The 16,413-nt window shown below is 70.1% G+C and carries 12 protein-coding genes and 1 pseudogene; 7 read left to right on the top strand and 6 right to left on the bottom strand.

Annotated elements, in window-relative coordinates; translation table 11 throughout:
* Positions 1-11: 11 nt before the first annotated feature.
* The 4 genes and pseudogenes from whiA to uvrC form a co-directional block, all read right to left on the bottom strand.
* Positions 12-1,001 (bottom strand): DNA-binding protein WhiA, encoded by a 990-nt coding sequence (gene whiA / locus ACQEXA_RS40765; protein ID WP_359392368.1) that lies wholly within the window; start codon positions 999-1,001, stop codon positions 12-14.
* Positions 992-2,059, bottom strand: coding sequence for a gluconeogenesis factor YvcK family protein (locus tag ACQEXA_RS40760; protein WP_432926418.1), 1,068 nt, complete (start codon positions 2,057-2,059; stop codon positions 992-994). Before ACQEXA_RS40760 ends, whiA begins: the two co-directional genes overlap by 10 nt.
* On the bottom strand, positions 2,056-3,069 hold the full coding sequence (gene rapZ, locus ACQEXA_RS40755; protein WP_432926420.1) for an RNase adapter RapZ: 1,014 nt from the start codon (positions 3,067-3,069) through the stop codon (positions 2,056-2,058). The genes ACQEXA_RS40760 and rapZ overlap by 4 nt, the downstream gene beginning before the upstream one ends.
* Positions 3,066-5,098: pseudogene (gene uvrC, locus ACQEXA_RS40750) on the bottom strand (excinuclease ABC subunit UvrC). The gene rapZ and the pseudogene uvrC overlap by 4 nt, the downstream one beginning before the upstream one ends.
* A gap of 297 nt (positions 5,099-5,395) precedes the next feature.
* Between uvrC and ACQEXA_RS40745 the strand changes: the two are divergent.
* On the top strand, positions 5,396-6,343 hold the full coding sequence (locus ACQEXA_RS40745; RefSeq protein WP_433132573.1) for a hypothetical protein: 948 nt from the start codon (positions 5,396-5,398) through the stop codon (positions 6,341-6,343).
* Positions 6,344-6,360: 17 nt separating this feature from the next.
* Here ACQEXA_RS40745 and ACQEXA_RS40740 read toward each other — a convergent pair whose 3' ends face one another.
* A complete protein-coding gene (locus tag ACQEXA_RS40740; RefSeq protein WP_433132572.1) occupies positions 6,361-6,786 on the bottom strand; it encodes a Rieske (2Fe-2S) protein in 426 nt (141 codons plus the stop codon).
* 338 nt (positions 6,787-7,124) lie between these two features.
* Between ACQEXA_RS40740 and ACQEXA_RS40735 the strand changes: the two genes are divergently transcribed.
* Positions 7,125-8,243 carry a LacI family DNA-binding transcriptional regulator gene (locus ACQEXA_RS40735; protein WP_433132570.1) on the top strand — a complete coding sequence of 373 codons (1,119 nt, stop codon included), beginning with the start codon at positions 7,125-7,127 and terminating at the stop codon, positions 8,241-8,243.
* Positions 8,240-9,160, top strand: coding sequence for a carbohydrate kinase family protein (locus tag ACQEXA_RS40730; protein WP_433132568.1), 921 nt, complete (start codon positions 8,240-8,242; stop codon positions 9,158-9,160). Before ACQEXA_RS40735 ends, ACQEXA_RS40730 begins: the two co-directional genes overlap by 4 nt.
* A gap of 340 nt (positions 9,161-9,500) precedes the next feature.
* Here ACQEXA_RS40730 and uvrA read toward each other — a convergent pair whose 3' ends face one another.
* A complete protein-coding gene (gene uvrA / locus ACQEXA_RS40725) occupies positions 9,501-12,536 on the bottom strand; it encodes an excinuclease ABC subunit UvrA (protein ID WP_433132566.1) in 3,036 nt (1,011 codons plus the stop codon).
* A 222-nt stretch (positions 12,537-12,758) separates the two neighbouring features.
* On the opposite strand from uvrA, the gene ACQEXA_RS40720 reads away from it, so the two are divergent.
* The 4 genes from ACQEXA_RS40720 to ACQEXA_RS40705 all read left to right on the top strand — a co-directional run bounded on the left by ACQEXA_RS40720 (position 12,759) and on the right by ACQEXA_RS40705 (position 16,402).
* Complete coding sequence (locus ACQEXA_RS40720; protein WP_433132564.1) at positions 12,759-13,463, top strand: maleylpyruvate isomerase family mycothiol-dependent enzyme; 705 nt, start codon at positions 12,759-12,761, stop codon at positions 13,461-13,463.
* Between the two features lie 22 nt (positions 13,464-13,485).
* Positions 13,486-14,142 (top strand): MBL fold metallo-hydrolase, encoded by a 657-nt coding sequence (locus tag ACQEXA_RS40715; protein ID WP_359392347.1) that lies wholly within the window; start codon positions 13,486-13,488, stop codon positions 14,140-14,142.
* Between the two features lie 440 nt (positions 14,143-14,582).
* Positions 14,583-15,467, top strand: coding sequence for an ABC transporter substrate-binding protein (locus ACQEXA_RS40710; protein WP_432926433.1), 885 nt, complete (start codon positions 14,583-14,585; stop codon positions 15,465-15,467).
* On the top strand, positions 15,464-16,402 hold the full coding sequence (locus tag ACQEXA_RS40705) for an amino acid ABC transporter permease (RefSeq protein WP_432926435.1): 939 nt from the start codon (positions 15,464-15,466) through the stop codon (positions 16,400-16,402). The genes ACQEXA_RS40710 and ACQEXA_RS40705 overlap by 4 nt, the downstream gene beginning before the upstream one ends.
* The last annotated feature ends 11 nt before the right edge of the window (positions 16,403-16,413 follow it).

Here is a 16,413-nt window from a genome sequence, read left to right as displayed (position 1 = left end):
GACGTCCTGCGTCATCCCGCCAGGTTGTCCGCCATCTCCTCCGTGAGGTTGGACTCCGTGCCCGGGATGCCGAGGTCGGCGGCGCGCTTGTCGGCCATCGCCAGCAGACGGCGGATACGGCCCGCGACCGCGTCCTTGGTCAGCGGCGGGTCGGCGAGGGCACCCAACTCCTCCAGGGAGGCCTGCTTGTGCTCCATGCGCAGCCGGCCCGCGGCGGCGAGGTGCTCGGGAACCTCCTCGCCGAGGATCTCCAGGGCACGGGCCACTCGAGCGCCGGCGGCGACGGCCGCGCGGGCCGAGCGGCGCAGGTTGGCGTCGTCGAAGTTGGCGAGGCGGTTCGCCGTGGCGCGCACCTCGCGGCGCATCCGCCGCTCCTCCCAGGCCAGCACGGACTCGTGCGCGCCGAGCCGGGTGAGCAGTGCACCGATCGCGTCGCCGTCCCGGACGACCACGCGGTCCACGCCCCGCACCTCGCGGGCCTTCGCGGCGATCGAGAGCCGGCGGGCGGCGCCGACCAGGGCGAGCGCGGCCTCCGGGCCGGGGCAGGTCACCTCGAGCGAGGACGAGCGGCCGGGCTCCGTCAGCGAGCCGTGGGCCAGGAACGCGCCGCGCCAGGCCGCCTCGGCGTCGCAGGTGGCCCCGGACACCACCTGCGGGGGCAGGCCGCGGATCGGGCGGCCCCGGCCGTCGACGAGGCCGGTCTGACGGGCCAGCTGGTCACCGCCCGCGACCACGCGCACCACATAGCGGGAACCGCGGCGCAGCCCGCCGGGCGCCATCACGATCAGCTCCGAGCTGTGGCCGAAGATCTCGAGGATGTCCCGCTTCACCCGGCGCGCCGCCATCGCCGTGTCCAGCTCCGCCTCGATCACGATGCGGCCGCTGACCAGGTGCAGTCCGCCCGCGAACCGCAGGATCGCCGAGACCTCCGCCTTTCTGCAGCAGGTCCGGGTGACGGGAAGACGGGAGATCTCGTCCTTCACCGCTGCCGTCATCGCCATGGGCCGATCCTTCCATGCATCCGAAAAATACGGTCGTACGCGGCGGCCAACAGCTCCGGGTCGTGCCGCGGGGTTCCGTCGGTCCGGGCCACCGGTGCCAGCTCGACCGTGGCGCCGAACCGCTTGGCGGCTTCGTTCAGCAACGCACGGTCGGGCACGGCGGCCTGGTCGGCCAGCACCACGTCCAGGGCGAGTTTAGGGGCGTGTCGTCCCAAAACCTCCAAATGACGCTGCGGGGAGAAGCCCTCTGTCTCTCCCGGCTGCGGAGCGAGGTTCAAGGAGAGCACCCGGCGGGCCTTGGTCTCCATGAGAGCGTCCAGGAGCTCCGGCACGAGCAGGTGCGGAATCACCGAGGAGAACCAGGACCCCGGCCCCAGCACCACCCAGTCGGCGTCCAGCACCGCCGCGACGGCCTCGGGCACGGCCGGCGGGTCGTGCGGCACCAGGTGCACTGACTGCACCTCGCCGCGGGTGAGCGCCACATTGGCCTGTCCCCGTACGGTGCCGACCTCGTCCGGGTGCACCGGGTCGTGGCCCTTGACCAGCGCCTGAAGCTCCAGGGGTACGGCGGACATGGGCAGGACGCGGCCATGGGCGCCCAGCAGCCTGCCGACCAGGTCGAGGGCCTGGACATGGTCGCCGAGCTGCTCCCACAGGGCCACGATCAGCAGATTGCCGACCGCGTGCTCGTGCAGATCGCCCTTGGACTGGAAGCGGTGCTGGATGACGCGGGCCCAGGTCTGGCCCCAGTCGTCGTCGCCGCACAGCGCCGCCAGCGCCTTGCGCAGGTCTCCGGGCGGAAGCACACCGAGTTCGTGGCGCAGTCGGCCGCTGGATCCGCCGTCGTCGGCGACGGTGACGACGGCGGTGAGGTCGCCGGTGATCCGGCGCAGCGCGGCGAGCGAGGCGGACAGGCCCATGCCGCCGCCGAGAGCGACCACCTTGGGCTGGGTGCCGCGGCGGCGCGCCCGGCCGCCGCGGGCCTCGGCGGGGCTCCCGCCCCGTCCCTCGGACACCACCCGGCGCAGCCTGCTCAGCCGCAGAGTACGTCCGGTCACTCGCGCCCCATGTCCCGGTGCACGACCACGGTCTCCACTCCCTCGGCGGCCAGCCGGGCCGCGAGCTTCTCCGACATGGCGACCGAGCGGTGCTTGCCGCCGGTGCAGCCGATGGCGATGGTCACATAGCGCTTGCCCTCGCGGCGGTAACCGGCCGCGATCAGCCGGAGCAGCTCGGCGTAGCGGTCGAGGAACTCCTTGGCACCGGGCTGGTTGAAGACGTAGGCGGCCACCTCCTCGTTGAGGCCGGTGAAGGGGCGCAGCTCCGGAACCCAGTGCGGGTTGGGCAGGAAGCGCATGTCCGCGACAAGGTCGGCGTCCACCGGGAGGCCGTACTTGAAGCCGAAGGACATCACCGTGGCCCGCAGCTCGGGCTCCTCGTCGCCGGCGAACTGGGCGTCCATCTTGGCGCGCAGTTCGTGCACGTTGAGGCTGGAGGTGTCTATCACCAGATCGGCGTCGCCGCGCAGCTCACGCAGCAGCTCGCGCTCGGCGGCGATGCCGTCCACGATCCGGCCGTCGCCCTGGAGGGGGTGCGGGCGCCGGACGGATTCGAAACGGCGTACCAAGGCGTCGTCGGAGGACTCCAGGAACACGATCCTCCGGGTGACGTTCTTCGCCTCCAGATCGGCGAGGGACTCCCGGAGGTTGTCGAAGAACCGGCGTCCACGGACGTCGACGACGACCGCGATGCGGGCGACGTTGCCCTGGGACCGCGCGCCCAGCTCCACCATGGTGGGGATCAGCGCGGGTGGCAGGTTGTCGACGACGAACCAGCCGAGGTCCTCCAGACATTTGGCGGCCGTCGACCGGCCCGCGCCGGACATGCCGGAGATGATCACCAGCTCGGGAATGGCCGTGTCCGGCACTCCGGCTGCGTCGATGCCCGTACTCACCTGTGCTCCGTTTTCCTGGCCCGCCTGCTCCGGCGAGTGCTCCTCGCCCGCGTCCTGGTGAGCGGCCTGGCTCTGCGCTGAGCGTTCTTCCGCGCTTCGGTCATGCTCGGTCATGTCTCCTGCCCCCGTCGCTCGTCCGGGGGACCCGCGGACACGGGCTCCCCGGGGAACCCGCCGTCGTCTCGGGTTCCTCCTCTTCCATGATCTCTCCGGTCGCCGTGTTCACGGCGGGTGCGGCCGGGGCCGCCTGGGCGAGGGCCACGGCGATCGTCTCGGCCGTCTTGCGGCCGATGCCGGGGACCTCTTGAATCTGGTCGATTGTCGCGGATCGGAGCCGCTTCACCGAGCCGAAGTGCTTGATCAACGCCTGTTTGCGCGACTCCCCGAGTCCCGGCACCTCGTCCAGGGGGCTCGTCCTCAGACGCTTGGTCCGCTTGCTGCGCTGATAGGTGATCGCGAAGCGGTGTGCCTCGTCCCGGACGCGCTGGAGGAGGTAGAGGCCCTCACTGCTGCGGGGCAGGACCACCGGGTCGTCCTCGTCGGGCACCCACACCTCTTCGAGGCGCTTGGCGAGGCCGCACACGGCGATGTCGTCGATGCCGAGCTCCTCCAGCGCCCGCCGGGCGGCGGCGACCTGCGGCTGACCGCCGTCGACCACGACGAGCTGCGGCGGATACGCGAACCGCTTGGGCCGCCCGTCGTCCTCGGTCAGCAGCTCCCCGTCGGCCCACTCCCCCGTCTTCTCCTTCTCGGCGACGTAGCGCTTGAAGCGGCGGGTGATCACCTCGTGCATGGACCGGACGTCGTCCTGGCCCTCGAAGCCCTTGATCTGGAAGCGGCGGTACTCGCTCTTGCGCTGCAGCCCGTCCTCGAACACCACCATGGAGGCCACCACGTCCTCGCCCTGCAGATGCGAGATGTCGTAGCACTCGATCCTGAGGGGAGCGCTGTCCAGATCGAGGGCCGCGGCGATCTCCTCCAGAGCACGCGAGCGGGTGGTCAGGTCGGAGGCACGCTTGGTCTTGTGCAGGGCGAGCGCCTGCAGGGCGTTGCGCTGCACGGTCTCCATCAGCGCCTTCTTGTCCCCGCGCTGCGGGATGCGCAGCGACACGGCCGAACCGCGGCGGCCGGTGAGCCAGTCCTGGACCGGCTCTATCGGCTCGGGCAGCGCCGGGACCAGGACCTCCTTGGGCACCGAGTCGCCCGTCTCCTCACCGTAGAGCTGCTGGAGGGCGTGCTCGACCAGGGCTCCCGTCGTGACGTCCTCCACCTTGTCCGTCACCCAGCCACGCTGGCCGCGGACCCGTCCGCCACGCACGTGGAAGATCTGCACGGCCGCCTCCAGCTCGTCCTCGGCGACCGCCATCAGGTCGGCGTCGGTCGCGTCGGTGAGCACGACGGCGTTCTTCTCCATGGCCTTCTTCAAGGCGTCGATGTCGTCGCGCAGGCGGCCGGCCCGCTCGTACTCCATCTCGTCGGCCGCCTCCAGCATCTGCTTCTCCAGACGGCGCAGATACGTCCCCGTGCGGCCGGCCATGAAGTCGCAGAACTCCTCGGCCAGTTCCCGGTGGTCCTCGGGGGCGATACGGCCGACGCAGGGCGCGGAGCACTTGCCGATGTAGCCGAGCAGGCAGGGACGGCCTGTGCGCTCGGCGTTCTTGAAGACGCCGGCCGAGCAGGTACGCACGGGGAAGACGCGCAGCAGAAGGTCGACCGTGTCACGAATCGCCCACGCGTGCCCGTACGGCCCGAAGTACCGCACACCCTTGCGCTTCTGGCCGCGCATCACCTGGACACGCGGGAACTCCTCGTTCATCGTCACCGCGAGATACGGGTAGCTCTTGTCGTCGCGGTACTTGACGTTGAACCTGGGGTCGAATTCCTTGATCCAGGTGTACTCCAGCTGCAGGGCCTCGACCTCGGTGGACACCACCGTCCACTCCACGGACGCGGCCGTGGTGACCATGGTGCGGGTGCGCGGGTGGAGGTTCGTCAGGCCCTGGAAGTAGTTCGCCAGGCGCTGGCGCAGACTCTTCGCCTTTCCGACGTAGATCACCCGGCGGTGTTCGTCCCGGAACCTGTAGACCCCGGGCGAGTCCGGAATCTCTCCCGGCTTGGGGCGGTAGCTGGAGGGGTCGGCCATGTCTCACACCCTACTGGCGGGGGCCGACAGCGCGGCGAACCTGTGGACAAGGGCCGGAAGGGCTCAGACCCCCCTCGGAACGGCCCTGACGGCACCGCCGAACCGGCCATGGCGGCGAGGACTCTTCCATGGGCTGGGCTTCAAGTGTTGTCGGGGCTTGGTCAACACGCTTCAATGCGTGAAACCTTCCGGCCGTGATCGGTGGGGTCCGCTTCTGAACGGATCCCGCACGGACCGGAACGACCCTGCGCACGGTCTGACCAGCCGTCGTGAACATGCACAGAAAGGCCCCTCTGTATGCGGCACGGCACACAGCACGCGGACCTCGTCCCGGCGGAGTTGGAGGCGACCCTGCGCGGCGGCCCCTTTCATGTCGCGCTGCGCGCCGCGATCGCCGCTCGCGGACTGCCGCTCCAGCGTGTGCAGCACCATCTGTCGCGGTACGGGGTCAAGGTCGGCGTGACGAGCCTGAGCTACTGGCAACAGGGGGCGCGACGCCCGCAGCGTCCCGAGTCCCTGCGCGCGGTGCGCGCCCTTGAGGAGATCCTCCAGCTGCCCGACGAGTCACTGATCCGGCTGCTGACCAGCACCGACGAGCGGCCCGACCCGGACCGGCCCCCGGGCCGTTCGTACCGGTCCCTGGTGGAGGCCTCGGGCGTGCTGGAGCGCCTTCTCGCCGAGCTCGAGTCACCGCTCGACGGCGGACTGCACACTATCGGCCGCCATGAGCGCGTCCGCATCGGGGCGCGCCGGGAACTACTGGCCCGCGAGTCGCACCACATAGTGCGTGCGCACAGGGACGGTGTGGACCGCTATATCGCCATCCACCACGGCGACCCGGGGTGCGCCCCGGAGCGGATCGCGGTCCACGCCCTGGAGAACTGCCGCACGGGGCGGGTGCGCTGGCACAGCGAGACCGGCGTGCTGGTCGCCGAGCTGCTCTTCGACACCCGGCTGACCAGCGGCGATACGTTTCTCTTCCGCTACGGCTTCGAGGACGGCACCGCAGGCGTGTCCGGCGAGTACGTCCGCGGCTTCACTTTCGCGGGCGGCCAGTACGCGCTTCAGGTGTGCTTCGACGAGGACGCGGTGCCCGTACGGTGCCACCGGTTCACCCAGCATTCCGTCGCCGCCCCGCGCAGCGGCCGGCAGGAGCTCGCCCTGAGCGGTCACCATCGGTCGGTCCACCTGGTGGAACCGCGGGTCCGGGCGGGCCTAGTGGGGATCGGATGGGACTGGGAGTGACTGGGCTCTGCTAGCCCTCAGGCCGCCGGGCCCGCCACGATCCCGCCGTTTTTCACCTCTGCTGACAGCTCGTGCAGCGGCTCGGTGGCCGGAGCCCGCACCACCTTGCCGGTGAGGGCGTCGAACCGGCTGCCGTGGCAGGGGCAGATCAGCGTCGTGCCGTCCAGTTTGTCGATGGCACATCCCGCGTGCGTGCAGATCGTGCTGTACGCCTTCAGGCCGTCCGCGGTGCGGCTCACCACGACGTTCGCGTCCCGGTACAGCTTCGCGCCGCCCTGGGGGATCTCGCTCTCGGGTCCCAGCGAGACCGGCGCGGTCGGTGTGGCGGGCGCCCCACCGCCGTTACCGGCTGCCGAACAGGCCGCGAGACCGAGGCCGACGACCGGGGTGAGCGCGGCCCCGCGAAGGACGGTACGACGGGTCGCCGAGGGACGGTCGGACATGGGATCTCCACTGCTCAGAGCCAGTGTCCAGCGGGTGCCGGAACACACCGACGATACCGGTGACATTCATTCCGCCTTGGGCCGGGGCGGGGCTCATGCGCTGGGGCGGGATGGGGCTTCCGCGCTGGGCGGTGGCCGGGGCTCGCGCGCTGGGGCGGGGCTCACGCCATAGGCCGCGGCGGGGCTCGGTCAGGGGTGGCGAGGAGACAGAGCTACATGAAGACAAAGCCACAAGACAGCATGAGGGCGGGTGGGAGGCGTAAACGCTTGCGCAAGCGTTTACGTCGACCGCCGAATGGGATAGCTTTCCCGGCCAGGCGGTCCGAGGAGGGGACGCGATGGCAACCATGGCCGATGTCGCACGGAGCGCCGGTGTGTCCGTCGCCACCGTCTCGCATGTCCTCAACGACACCCGGCCGGTGCTGCCCCACACCCGTCAGGCGGTGCTGGACGCCGTCGACGCACTGGGCTACACGCCGAACACACTCGCCCGTTCCCTGGTGACGTCTCGTACCCGGTCCATCGGGCTCGCGGTGTCGGCGATCAGCAACCCCTACTTCACGGAGATCCTCCAAGGCGTCGAGGCCGAAGCCCTTGAGCACGGTTTCAGTCTGCTGATCGCCGATCCGCACGACGACCCGGAACACGAGCGCAAGGCCGTACGGCTCCTGCACGAGCGCCGCGTCGACGGAGTGATCGTCGCGCCCTCGGCGAACCCTGACGGACTTCTCGCCCATCTCGCACGGCATGCCGTGCCGACCGTGTTCCTCGACCGGCTGGTGGACGCGGACCGGCTCGCCACCGGCACCGTCCTCCCGGGCACGCCTCCAAGACAGCCCACCGGAAACGGGTCCGAGCGATACAGGCAAGGGACTCGCTTCCGGTTCGACCAGATCTGCTCCGAGAACGCCGAACCCATGGCCTGGCTGGTCACCCATCTCGCCGGGCTCGGCCACCGGCGCATCGGTCTCGTTGCGGGTCTGCCCGGGCTCAGCACGACGACCGAGCGGATCAGCGGCTACCGGCAAGGCCTGGCAGCCGCGGGGCTGGCCCATGACGAGCGGCTGGTGGTGCACGGCGCTTCGGCGGCCGCAGGTGCTGAACGGGCCACCGCTGCCCTGCTGTCACTGGCGGCGCCTCCGACAGCCCTGGTCACCGGCAACAACGCGATGACCATCGGCGCGCTGCGCACCCTGGGCGACCGCGGTCTGTCCGTGCCGGAGGACCTGGCACTGTGCTGCTTCGACGACTTCGCCTGGGCCGATCTGTTCTCCCCCCGGCTCACGGCGATCTCCCAGCCGAGCAAGGAGATCGGCGCCCGGGCCGTGCGGCTGCTGCTGGACCGTATGGAGTCCCCTGGCCGTGCCTCGCGCACCGTGCGGCTGCCCTGCGCGTTCGTCCACCGCACCTCGTGCGGCTGTCCCGACACCCCCTCCGAGAAGGGAAATGTCTCGTGATCGTCGTCGCCGGTGAGGCCCTGATCGACCTGGTCCCCCAAGGGACGGGCGCGCTCGCGCCCCTCAAACCAGTGCTGGGCGGCGGCCCGTACAACACCGCCGTCGCGCTCGGCCGGCTCGGATCTCCCACGGCCTTCTGCTCCCGCACCTCCTCCGACGCCTTCGGGGAAGCCCTGCTCGACGGGTTGCGCCGGGCGGGCGTGGACGTCTCGGCCGTCCAACGCGGCACCGAGCCGACCACGCTGGCGGTGGCCACCGTCGACGAGAACGGCTCGGCCGCGTACTCCTTCTACGTCGACGGCACCGCCGACCGGCTCTTCACCGCACCGGCCGGCCTTCCACAGGGCACCCGGGCCGTCTCGTTCGGCACCTGCTCCCTCGTCCTGGAACCGGGGGCGAGCGCGTACGAGGAGCTGATGCGCAGCGCCGCCGCCCAGGGCGTCTTCACGACTCTCGACCCGAACATCCGCGTGGTGCTGATCCCGGACCCGGACGCGTACCGGGCCAGGTTCAAGAGCTGGCTGCCGGCGGTGTCCCTGCTGAAGCTCTCGGCGGAGGACGCGGAGTGGCTGGGCGGCACACCCCGCGAGTGGCTGGCCTCCGGCCCGACCGCTGTCGTGATCACCCACGGCGGAGACGGACTGACGGTCTTCACCCGGGCCGGGGCGGAGCACTCCGTGCCTGGTGTGCCGGTCGCCGTCGTGGACACGATCGGCGCGGGCGACACCGTCAACGCGGCGCTGCTGCATGGCCTGGCTGCCCGCGACGCCCTCTCCCCCGCCGCACTGGACGCGCTGGACGCCGACGGCTGGACCGAACTGCTGGGCTTCGCGGCCCGCGCCGCAGCGATCACCTGCTCCCGGGCCGGTGCGGAGCCCCCGTACGCATCCGAACTATCCGAACCGACCGGCCTCTAGCCCGGGTTCACCGGGCCTCGTTCGCCAGGCCCCTGCCGGTGGGGCGGCAAGCCTCTGCCGGTAGGGCGCCGAGTGCGCGCCGCCCGGCCGGGTCCGGGCCAGCGCCGTGGTCTCGTCTGCCGGCAGGTGGCCGGCGAGACAGGCACCCGCGGGCTCCGTCTACTCCGGCAGCCCCGGCAGCCCCGGCAGCCCCGGCAGCCCCGGCAGCCCCGGCAGCCCCGGCAGCCCCGGCAGCCCCGGCAGCCCCGGCAGCCCCGGCAGCCCCGGCAGCCCAACGCGCGGTGCCCCGCGGGGCGTTCCCGCGGGGCACCGGGTGTTCCGGGCTTTTCGTCCGGGTTTATCAGGCCTTGCGTGCCCGTGTGGTCTTCTTCGCGGGGGCTGCCTTCTTCGTCGCGCCGGCCGGCTTCTTGGCCGCCGTGTTGTTGGCGGTCTTCACCGTCCTTGCCGTTGCCGTCTTCGTCGCCTTCGACGTGGCGGCGACCGTCTTCGCGACCGCCTTGCGAGGGGCCTTCACGGATGCGGCATCGCTGACGCGCTCCGCGCCGAGGACCTCCCGCAGGAACTTCCCGGTGTGGCTGGACGGGACCCCCGCGACCTCCTCGGGCGTGCCCTCGGCCACCACGAGACCGCCGCCCGCGCCGCCCTCGGGACCCATGTCGACGATCCAGTCGGCAGTCTTGATCACGTCGAGGTTGTGCTCGATGACGATGACCGTGTTGCCCTTCTCGACCAGTCCACCGAGCACCCTCAGCAGCTTGCTGATGTCCTCGAAGTGCAGACCGGTGGTCGGCTCGTCCAGGACATAGACCGTGCGTCCGGTGGATCGCTTCTGCAGTTCACTGGCGAGCTTCACACGCTGGGCCTCACCGCCGGACAGGGTGGTCGCCGACTGGCCGAGGCGGACGTAGCCGAGACCGACGTCGTGCAGCGTGTTCAGATGGCGGGCGATCGCCGGAACGGCCTCGAAGAAGTGCAGGGCCTCCTCGATCGGCATGTTCAGGACCTCGGCGATGGACTTGCCCTTGTAGTGGACCTCCAGGGTCTCCCGGTTGTAGCGGGCGCCGTGGCAGACCTCGCACGGGACGTAGACGTCCGGGAGGAAGTTCATCTCGATCTTGATGGTGCCGTCGCCCGCGCAGTTCTCGCAGCGGCCGCCCTTGACGTTGAAGGAGAAGCGGCCGGGCATGTAGCCGCGGACCTTCGCCTCGGTGGTCTCGGCGAACAGCTTGCGGATGTGGTCGAAGACGCCGGTGTAGGTCGCCGGGTTCGATCGCGGGGTGCGGCCGATGGGCGACTGGTCGACGTGCACGACCTTGTCGACGAGGTCGTCGCCGTCCACACGCGTGTGCCGCCCGGGGACGTTCCTCGCACCGTTCAGCTCGCGGGCCAGGTGGGTGTAGAGGATGTCGTTGACCAGTGTCGACTTTCCGGAGCCGGAGACACCCGTGACGGCCGTGAACACGCCTAGCGGGAAGGACACATCGATGTCCTGGAGGTTGTTCTCACGGGCGCCGTGCACGGTGAGCTGCCGGGACGGGTCGCGCGGTCGCCGGATGTCGGGCAGCGGGATGGACTTCTTGCCCGACAGGTACTGGCCGGTCTGCGACTCGTCGTTGGCGAGCAGTTCCTTCAGGGAGCCGCTGTGCACGACCTTGCCGCCGTGCTCACCCGCGCCGGGACCGATGTCGACGACCCAGTCGGCGACCTTGATCGTGTCCTCGTCGTGCTCCACGACGATGAGCGTGTTGCCCATGTCGCGCAGCCGGACCAGGGTCTCGATCAGCCGGTGGTTGTCACGCTGGTGCAGACCGATGGACGGCTCGTCGAGCACGTACAGGACGCCGACGAGGCCGGAGCCGATCTGGGTGGCGAGGCGGATGCGCTGGGCCTCGCCGCCGGAGAGCGTGCCGGCCGCGCGGTTCAGCGAGAGGTAGTCGAGTCCGACGTCCACCAGGAACCGCAGCCGCTCGTTGACCTCCTTCAGGACGCGCTCGGCGATCTTCTTGTCGCGGGCGTCGAGCGTCAGCTCACCCAGGAACTCCGCGCAATCGCTGATCGACATGGCGGAGATCTCCGCGATCGACCTGCCCATGATCGTGACCGCCAGGACGACCGGCTTGAGACGCGTGCCCTGACAGGTGGGACAGGGCACCTCGCGCATGTAGCCCTCGAAGCGCTCCCGGCTGGCGTCGCTCTCGGCCTCGCTGTGCCGGCGCTTGACGAAGGGGACGGCGCCTTCGAAAGGCGTGGTGTACACGCGCTCGCGCCCGTACCGGTTCCGGTAGCGGACCTCGATCTGCGTCTTGTGGCCGTGGAGCAGGGCCTTCTTGGCGCGCTGCGGCAGTCCCGCGAAGGAGATGTCGGTGCGGAATCCCAGCGCGTCCGCCAGGGCCCCGATGAGACGGCCGAAGTAGTCCTTGGTGTGTCCGTGCGACCAGGGGTGGATGGCACCCTCGTCGAGGGTCTTGTCCGGGTCCGGAACGATCAGCTCGGGGTCGACCTCCATGCGCGTGCCGATGCCGGTGCACTCGGGGCAGGCGCCGAAGGGCGAGTTGAAGGAGAAGGAGCGGGGCTCCAGTTCCTCGAAGGACAGGTCGTCGTACGGGCAGTACAGGTGCTCCGAGTACATGCGCTCGCGCTCGGGGTCGTCCTCGGGGAGGTCGACGAAGTCGAGCACCACCATGCCGCCCGACAGGCCGAGCGCCGTCTCCACGGAGTCGGTGAGGCGACGCTTGGCGGAGTCCTTCACCGTGAGGCGGTCGACGACCACCTCGATGGTGTGCTTCTCCTGCTTCTTCAGCGTGGGCGGGCTGGAGAGCTGGATCGTCTCCCCGTCCACACGCGCACGGCTGTAACCCTTGGTCTGCAGGTCCGCGAAGAGGTCGACGAACTCTCCCTTGCGCTCGCGCACCAGCGGTGAGAGCACCTGGAAGCGGCTCCCCTCCGGAAGCTCCAGGACCTTGTCAACGATGGCCTGCGGCGACTGGCGCGAGATGGGACGGCCGCACTCGGGACAGTGGGGCTTGCCGATCCGCGCGAAGAGCAGACGGAGGTAGTCGTAGACCTCGGTGATCGTGCCGACCGTCGAACGCGGATTGCGTGAGGTCGACTTCTGGTCGATGGAGACCGCCGGCGAGAGCCCCTCGATGAAGTCGACGTCCGGCTTGTCCATCTGCCCGAGGAACTGCCGAGCGTACGAGGACAGCGACTCCACGTAACGTCGCTGACCCTCGGCGAAGATCGTGTCGAAGGCCAGCGAGGACTTGCCCGACCCCGACAGGCCCGTGAAGACGATGAGCGCGTCACGCGGCAGGTCGAGCGAGACATTCTTCAGATTGTGCTCGCGCGCGCCACGGACGATGAGACGGTCGGCCACGCCGGTCCGCACCTTTCTTGAGAGAAGCGACAGGGGCGAGGCCCCCGTGTTTCTCAGACTAGGGGGAGCCACTGACAACGCCGGTCGGATTCCTGGGTTCATAACAATCCCGGGCTATCCAGCATGCCCGACGCCGCACTCGACCCTATAGCACGTGCATTCGATTTGCGGGGGTGGTCCGCGTCCTTCACCCGAAGGAGTGGCGGAGGCTAGGGTCGCCTCATGATTGATCACGCGCACGACCTGGCGTCTGTACGTGACGCGACCGAACGACTGCTGACCGCAGTCTCCAAACTGGACAACGCCGTGCTGGCCGAGCCGTCACGGCTGCCGGGCTGGACCCGCGGTCATGTCCTCGCCCACCTCGCCCGTAACGCGGACGCACTCGTCAACGTCCTGCAAGGGCGTCCCATGTATGTCTCCGGCGAGGCCCGGGACGCCGACATCGAGCGCGGCGCCCCGCGGCCCCTGGACATCCAGCTCACCGACCTGCGCGAGAGCGCGGCCCGTTTCCATGAGACCGAGGTCGCGCCCGCGGACTGGTCCCGCACGGTGGAACTGCGCAACGGAGTCACGGACTCGGCGGCCCGGCTGCCCTTCCGGCGGTGGGCCGAGGTCGAACTGCACCACGTCGACCTCGGGATCGGCTACGAGCTGGAGGATGTGCCCGCAGAGTTCGCGGACCGGGAGATCGACTTCCTGGCCGACCGCTTCAGGGACCATCCCGAGGTCCCGGGCATCACGCTGTCCGTGGCGGAGGACCCGGGCCGTCCCGTCCGGCGCACCGGCCGGCAGGCCGACTCCGAGCCGCTCACCGTGTCCGGCCCCGCCCACGCGCTGCTGGGCTGGCTCTCCGGACGCACCCGGGGCGACGGCCTGACCGCACTCGGCCGGAGCACGGCACTGCCCGCGCTGCCCCCGCTGTGACCTCATCGGTAGGCTGACAGCCATGACGTACAGCGGAGCAGTGACCGTCGGCGGGCCGGCCGACGTGCACGAGCTGAAGGACCTGATGATCACCAAGATCGCGGTCGGTCCCATGGACAACAACGCCTATCTGCTGCGTTGCCGGGCCACCGACGAACAGTTGCTGATCGACGCGGCCAACGACGCGCACACACTGCTCGGCATGATCGGTGACGACGGCATCGCGTCCGTCGTCACCACGCACCGGCACGGCGACCACTGGCAGGCCCTCGCCGAGGTCGTGGCGGCCACGGGGGCACGGACGTACGCGGGGCGTCAAGACGCCGAGGGAATTCCCGTCCCCACGGACGTCCCGGTCGACGACGGCGACACGATCCGGGTGGGGCAGGTCGAGCTGACCGCGCGTCATCTGGTCGGCCACACGCCGGGCTCGATCGCGCTCGTCTACGACGACCCGCACGGACACCCGCACGTGTTCACCGGGGACTGCCTCTTCCCCGGCGGGGTCGGCAACACGCACAAGGACGCCAAGGCCTTCGCCCGTCTGATCCACGACGTCGAGACGAAGATCTTCGACGTGCTTCCGGACGAGACCTGGGTCTACCCCGGGCACGGTAACGACACCACGCTGGGCACCGAGCGCCCGCACCTTCCGGAGTGGCACGCGCGAGGGTGGTGAGCGCGATCGCGCGGGAGTGGTGAGCGCGGGTTCGTATGGGACTGCTGAGAGCGTGTTGTGCTGAGCGGGGGCGCACAAGAGTACTGAACGCGCGAGCGTGGTGAGCGCCCGGGCGCGAGGAGAGCGTCCCGCGCGCTCGGAGTGCACCAACACGCCGCGCGAGAACCCACGTACGCGCCCCGTGTGAATCGTTCGCACGCGCTGAGGGCTCGCGCGCGCTCCCCCCGCCTCTGATTACACGCTCAACTGGAAGCAGCCCCGCGCAGGATGACGGCTCCTGCGTGGCACGGGCCGCCGGTCCCTCGATCCCGCCCTCGACCGGCGGCCCCGGCCCGGGCGCACGACCGCGCGTTCACATGAGTGCAACACCCGCTCCCACCATGCGGACAGTTGCCCGGATGACCTCGACAAACCAGATGTCGCGCTGTCACTCTCCCGCCATGCGACTCGCCCAACACGCCCTGCGCCGTGCCGCGTCCGGCACCACCGTCGCCCTGCTGGCTCTCGCCGTGGGCTGCGCCCCGCAGCCCGAGGAGAACGCTCACGCCGGGGCCTCCGGGACGAGCGCCGGGGCCTGCACGAAGGGCGAATTGGCCACGAAGACGTCCGGCAAACTGACGATCGCGACCGACGAGCCCGCCTACGAGCCCTGGTTCAAGGACGACAAGCCGTCCAACGGCGAGGGCTTCGAGTCGGCGGTCGCCTACGCCGTGGCGAAGCAACTCGGCTACGACAGGAACGCCGTTGTCTGGCAGACCGTTCCGTTCAACAAGGCCTTCGCGCCGGGTGTGAAGACCTTCGACTTCGACATCAATCAGGTGTCGATCAGCGAGGAGCGCAAGAAGGCCGTCGATTTCTCGTCCGGCTACTACGACGTCCGTCAGGCCGTCATCGCGCTGAAGGGTTCCAAGGCCGCGCAGGCGAAGAGCATCGCGGACCTGCAGGACGTCAAGCTGGGCGCACAGGTCGGCACCACCAGCCTCGGCTACATCGCCGACGTGGTGAAGCCGAAGCAGCAGCCGGCCGTCTACGCCAAGAACGACCAGGCCAAGTCGGCCCTGAAGAACGGTCAGGTCGACGCCATCGTCACCGACCTGCCGACCGCCTTCTACATCACCGCGGCCGAAGTGACCGATGCGAAGATCGTCGGCCAGTTCGAGAACCAGGGCGGTACGCGAGAGCAGTTCGGACTGGTGCTCGACAAGGGCAGCGCTCTTACCCGGTGTGTGAGCTCCGCCGTGGACGCGCTGCGCAAGGACCGCACGCTGGCGAAGCTCGAGCAGCAGTGGCTCTCCGACGCCGTCGACGCTCCGGTGCTCAAGTGACGGTCGCCAAGGAGGAGTCGGGAGAGGACTCCGGCGAGGACGCCACAGTCGCCGGGGACGGCACGACGGACATGCCCGACGGGGGCGACACATATGTCCCCTCCCAGCGGCGGCTGGAGCGGGAGCGTCACCGGCGCGCCCGCGCCCGCCGTGCGACGGCCGTCGCCGCACTCTCGACCCTGATCACCGGCGTCGTCCTCTATCTGGTCGTCGTCAACGCGCCCGGGTGGCCTCGCACCAAGGAGACGTTCTTCAGCGCTCAGTACGCACGCGAGGCGCTCCCCAAGGTCCTCGAGGGGCTGTGGCTCAACGTCCGCCTGCTGCTGGTGTGCGGAGTCGCGGTCCTCGTCCTCGGCATGCTGATCGCCGTCGCCCGCACGCTGCGCGGGCCGGTGTTCTTCCCGTTGCGCGTGCTCGCCGCCGCCTACACCGACTTCTTCCGTGGACTCCCGCTGATCATCAATCTGATGATCGTGGTGCTCGGCGTCCCCGCGCTGCGCCTGCAGGGCGTGACCGTCGACCCGGTGCTGCTCGGCGGGACGGCGCTCACGCTGACGTACTCCGCGTATGTCGCCGAGGTGTTCCGCGCCGGCATCGAGTCGGTCCACCCCTCGCAGCGTGCTGCGGCCCGCTCGCTCGGCCTCACCAACCGGCAGGCACTGCGTCATGTGGTGCTCCCCCAGGCCGTGCGCCGTCAGGTGCCGCCGCTGCTGAACGACCTCGTGTCCCTCCAGAAGGACACCGGGCTGGTCTCGATCGGCGGCGCCGTCGACGCGGTGCGGGCGGCCGACATCATCGTGGGCCGGAGCCTCAACTACACGCCGTACATCGTCGCGGGACTCGTCTTCGTGGCGCTGACCATCCCGATGACCCGCTTCACGGACTGGGTCACCGCCCGGATGGACCGGCAGCGGGCGCAGGGAGGGAACCTGTGAGCGACATCCTC

This window comes from Streptomyces sp. CA-106110 (genome assembly GCF_050936285.1).
Classification (GTDB): domain Bacteria; phylum Actinomycetota; class Actinomycetes; order Streptomycetales; family Streptomycetaceae; genus Streptomyces.
The sequence above is the reverse complement of the archived record's forward strand: the minus strand, read 5'-3'. Positions and strand labels throughout refer to the sequence as shown.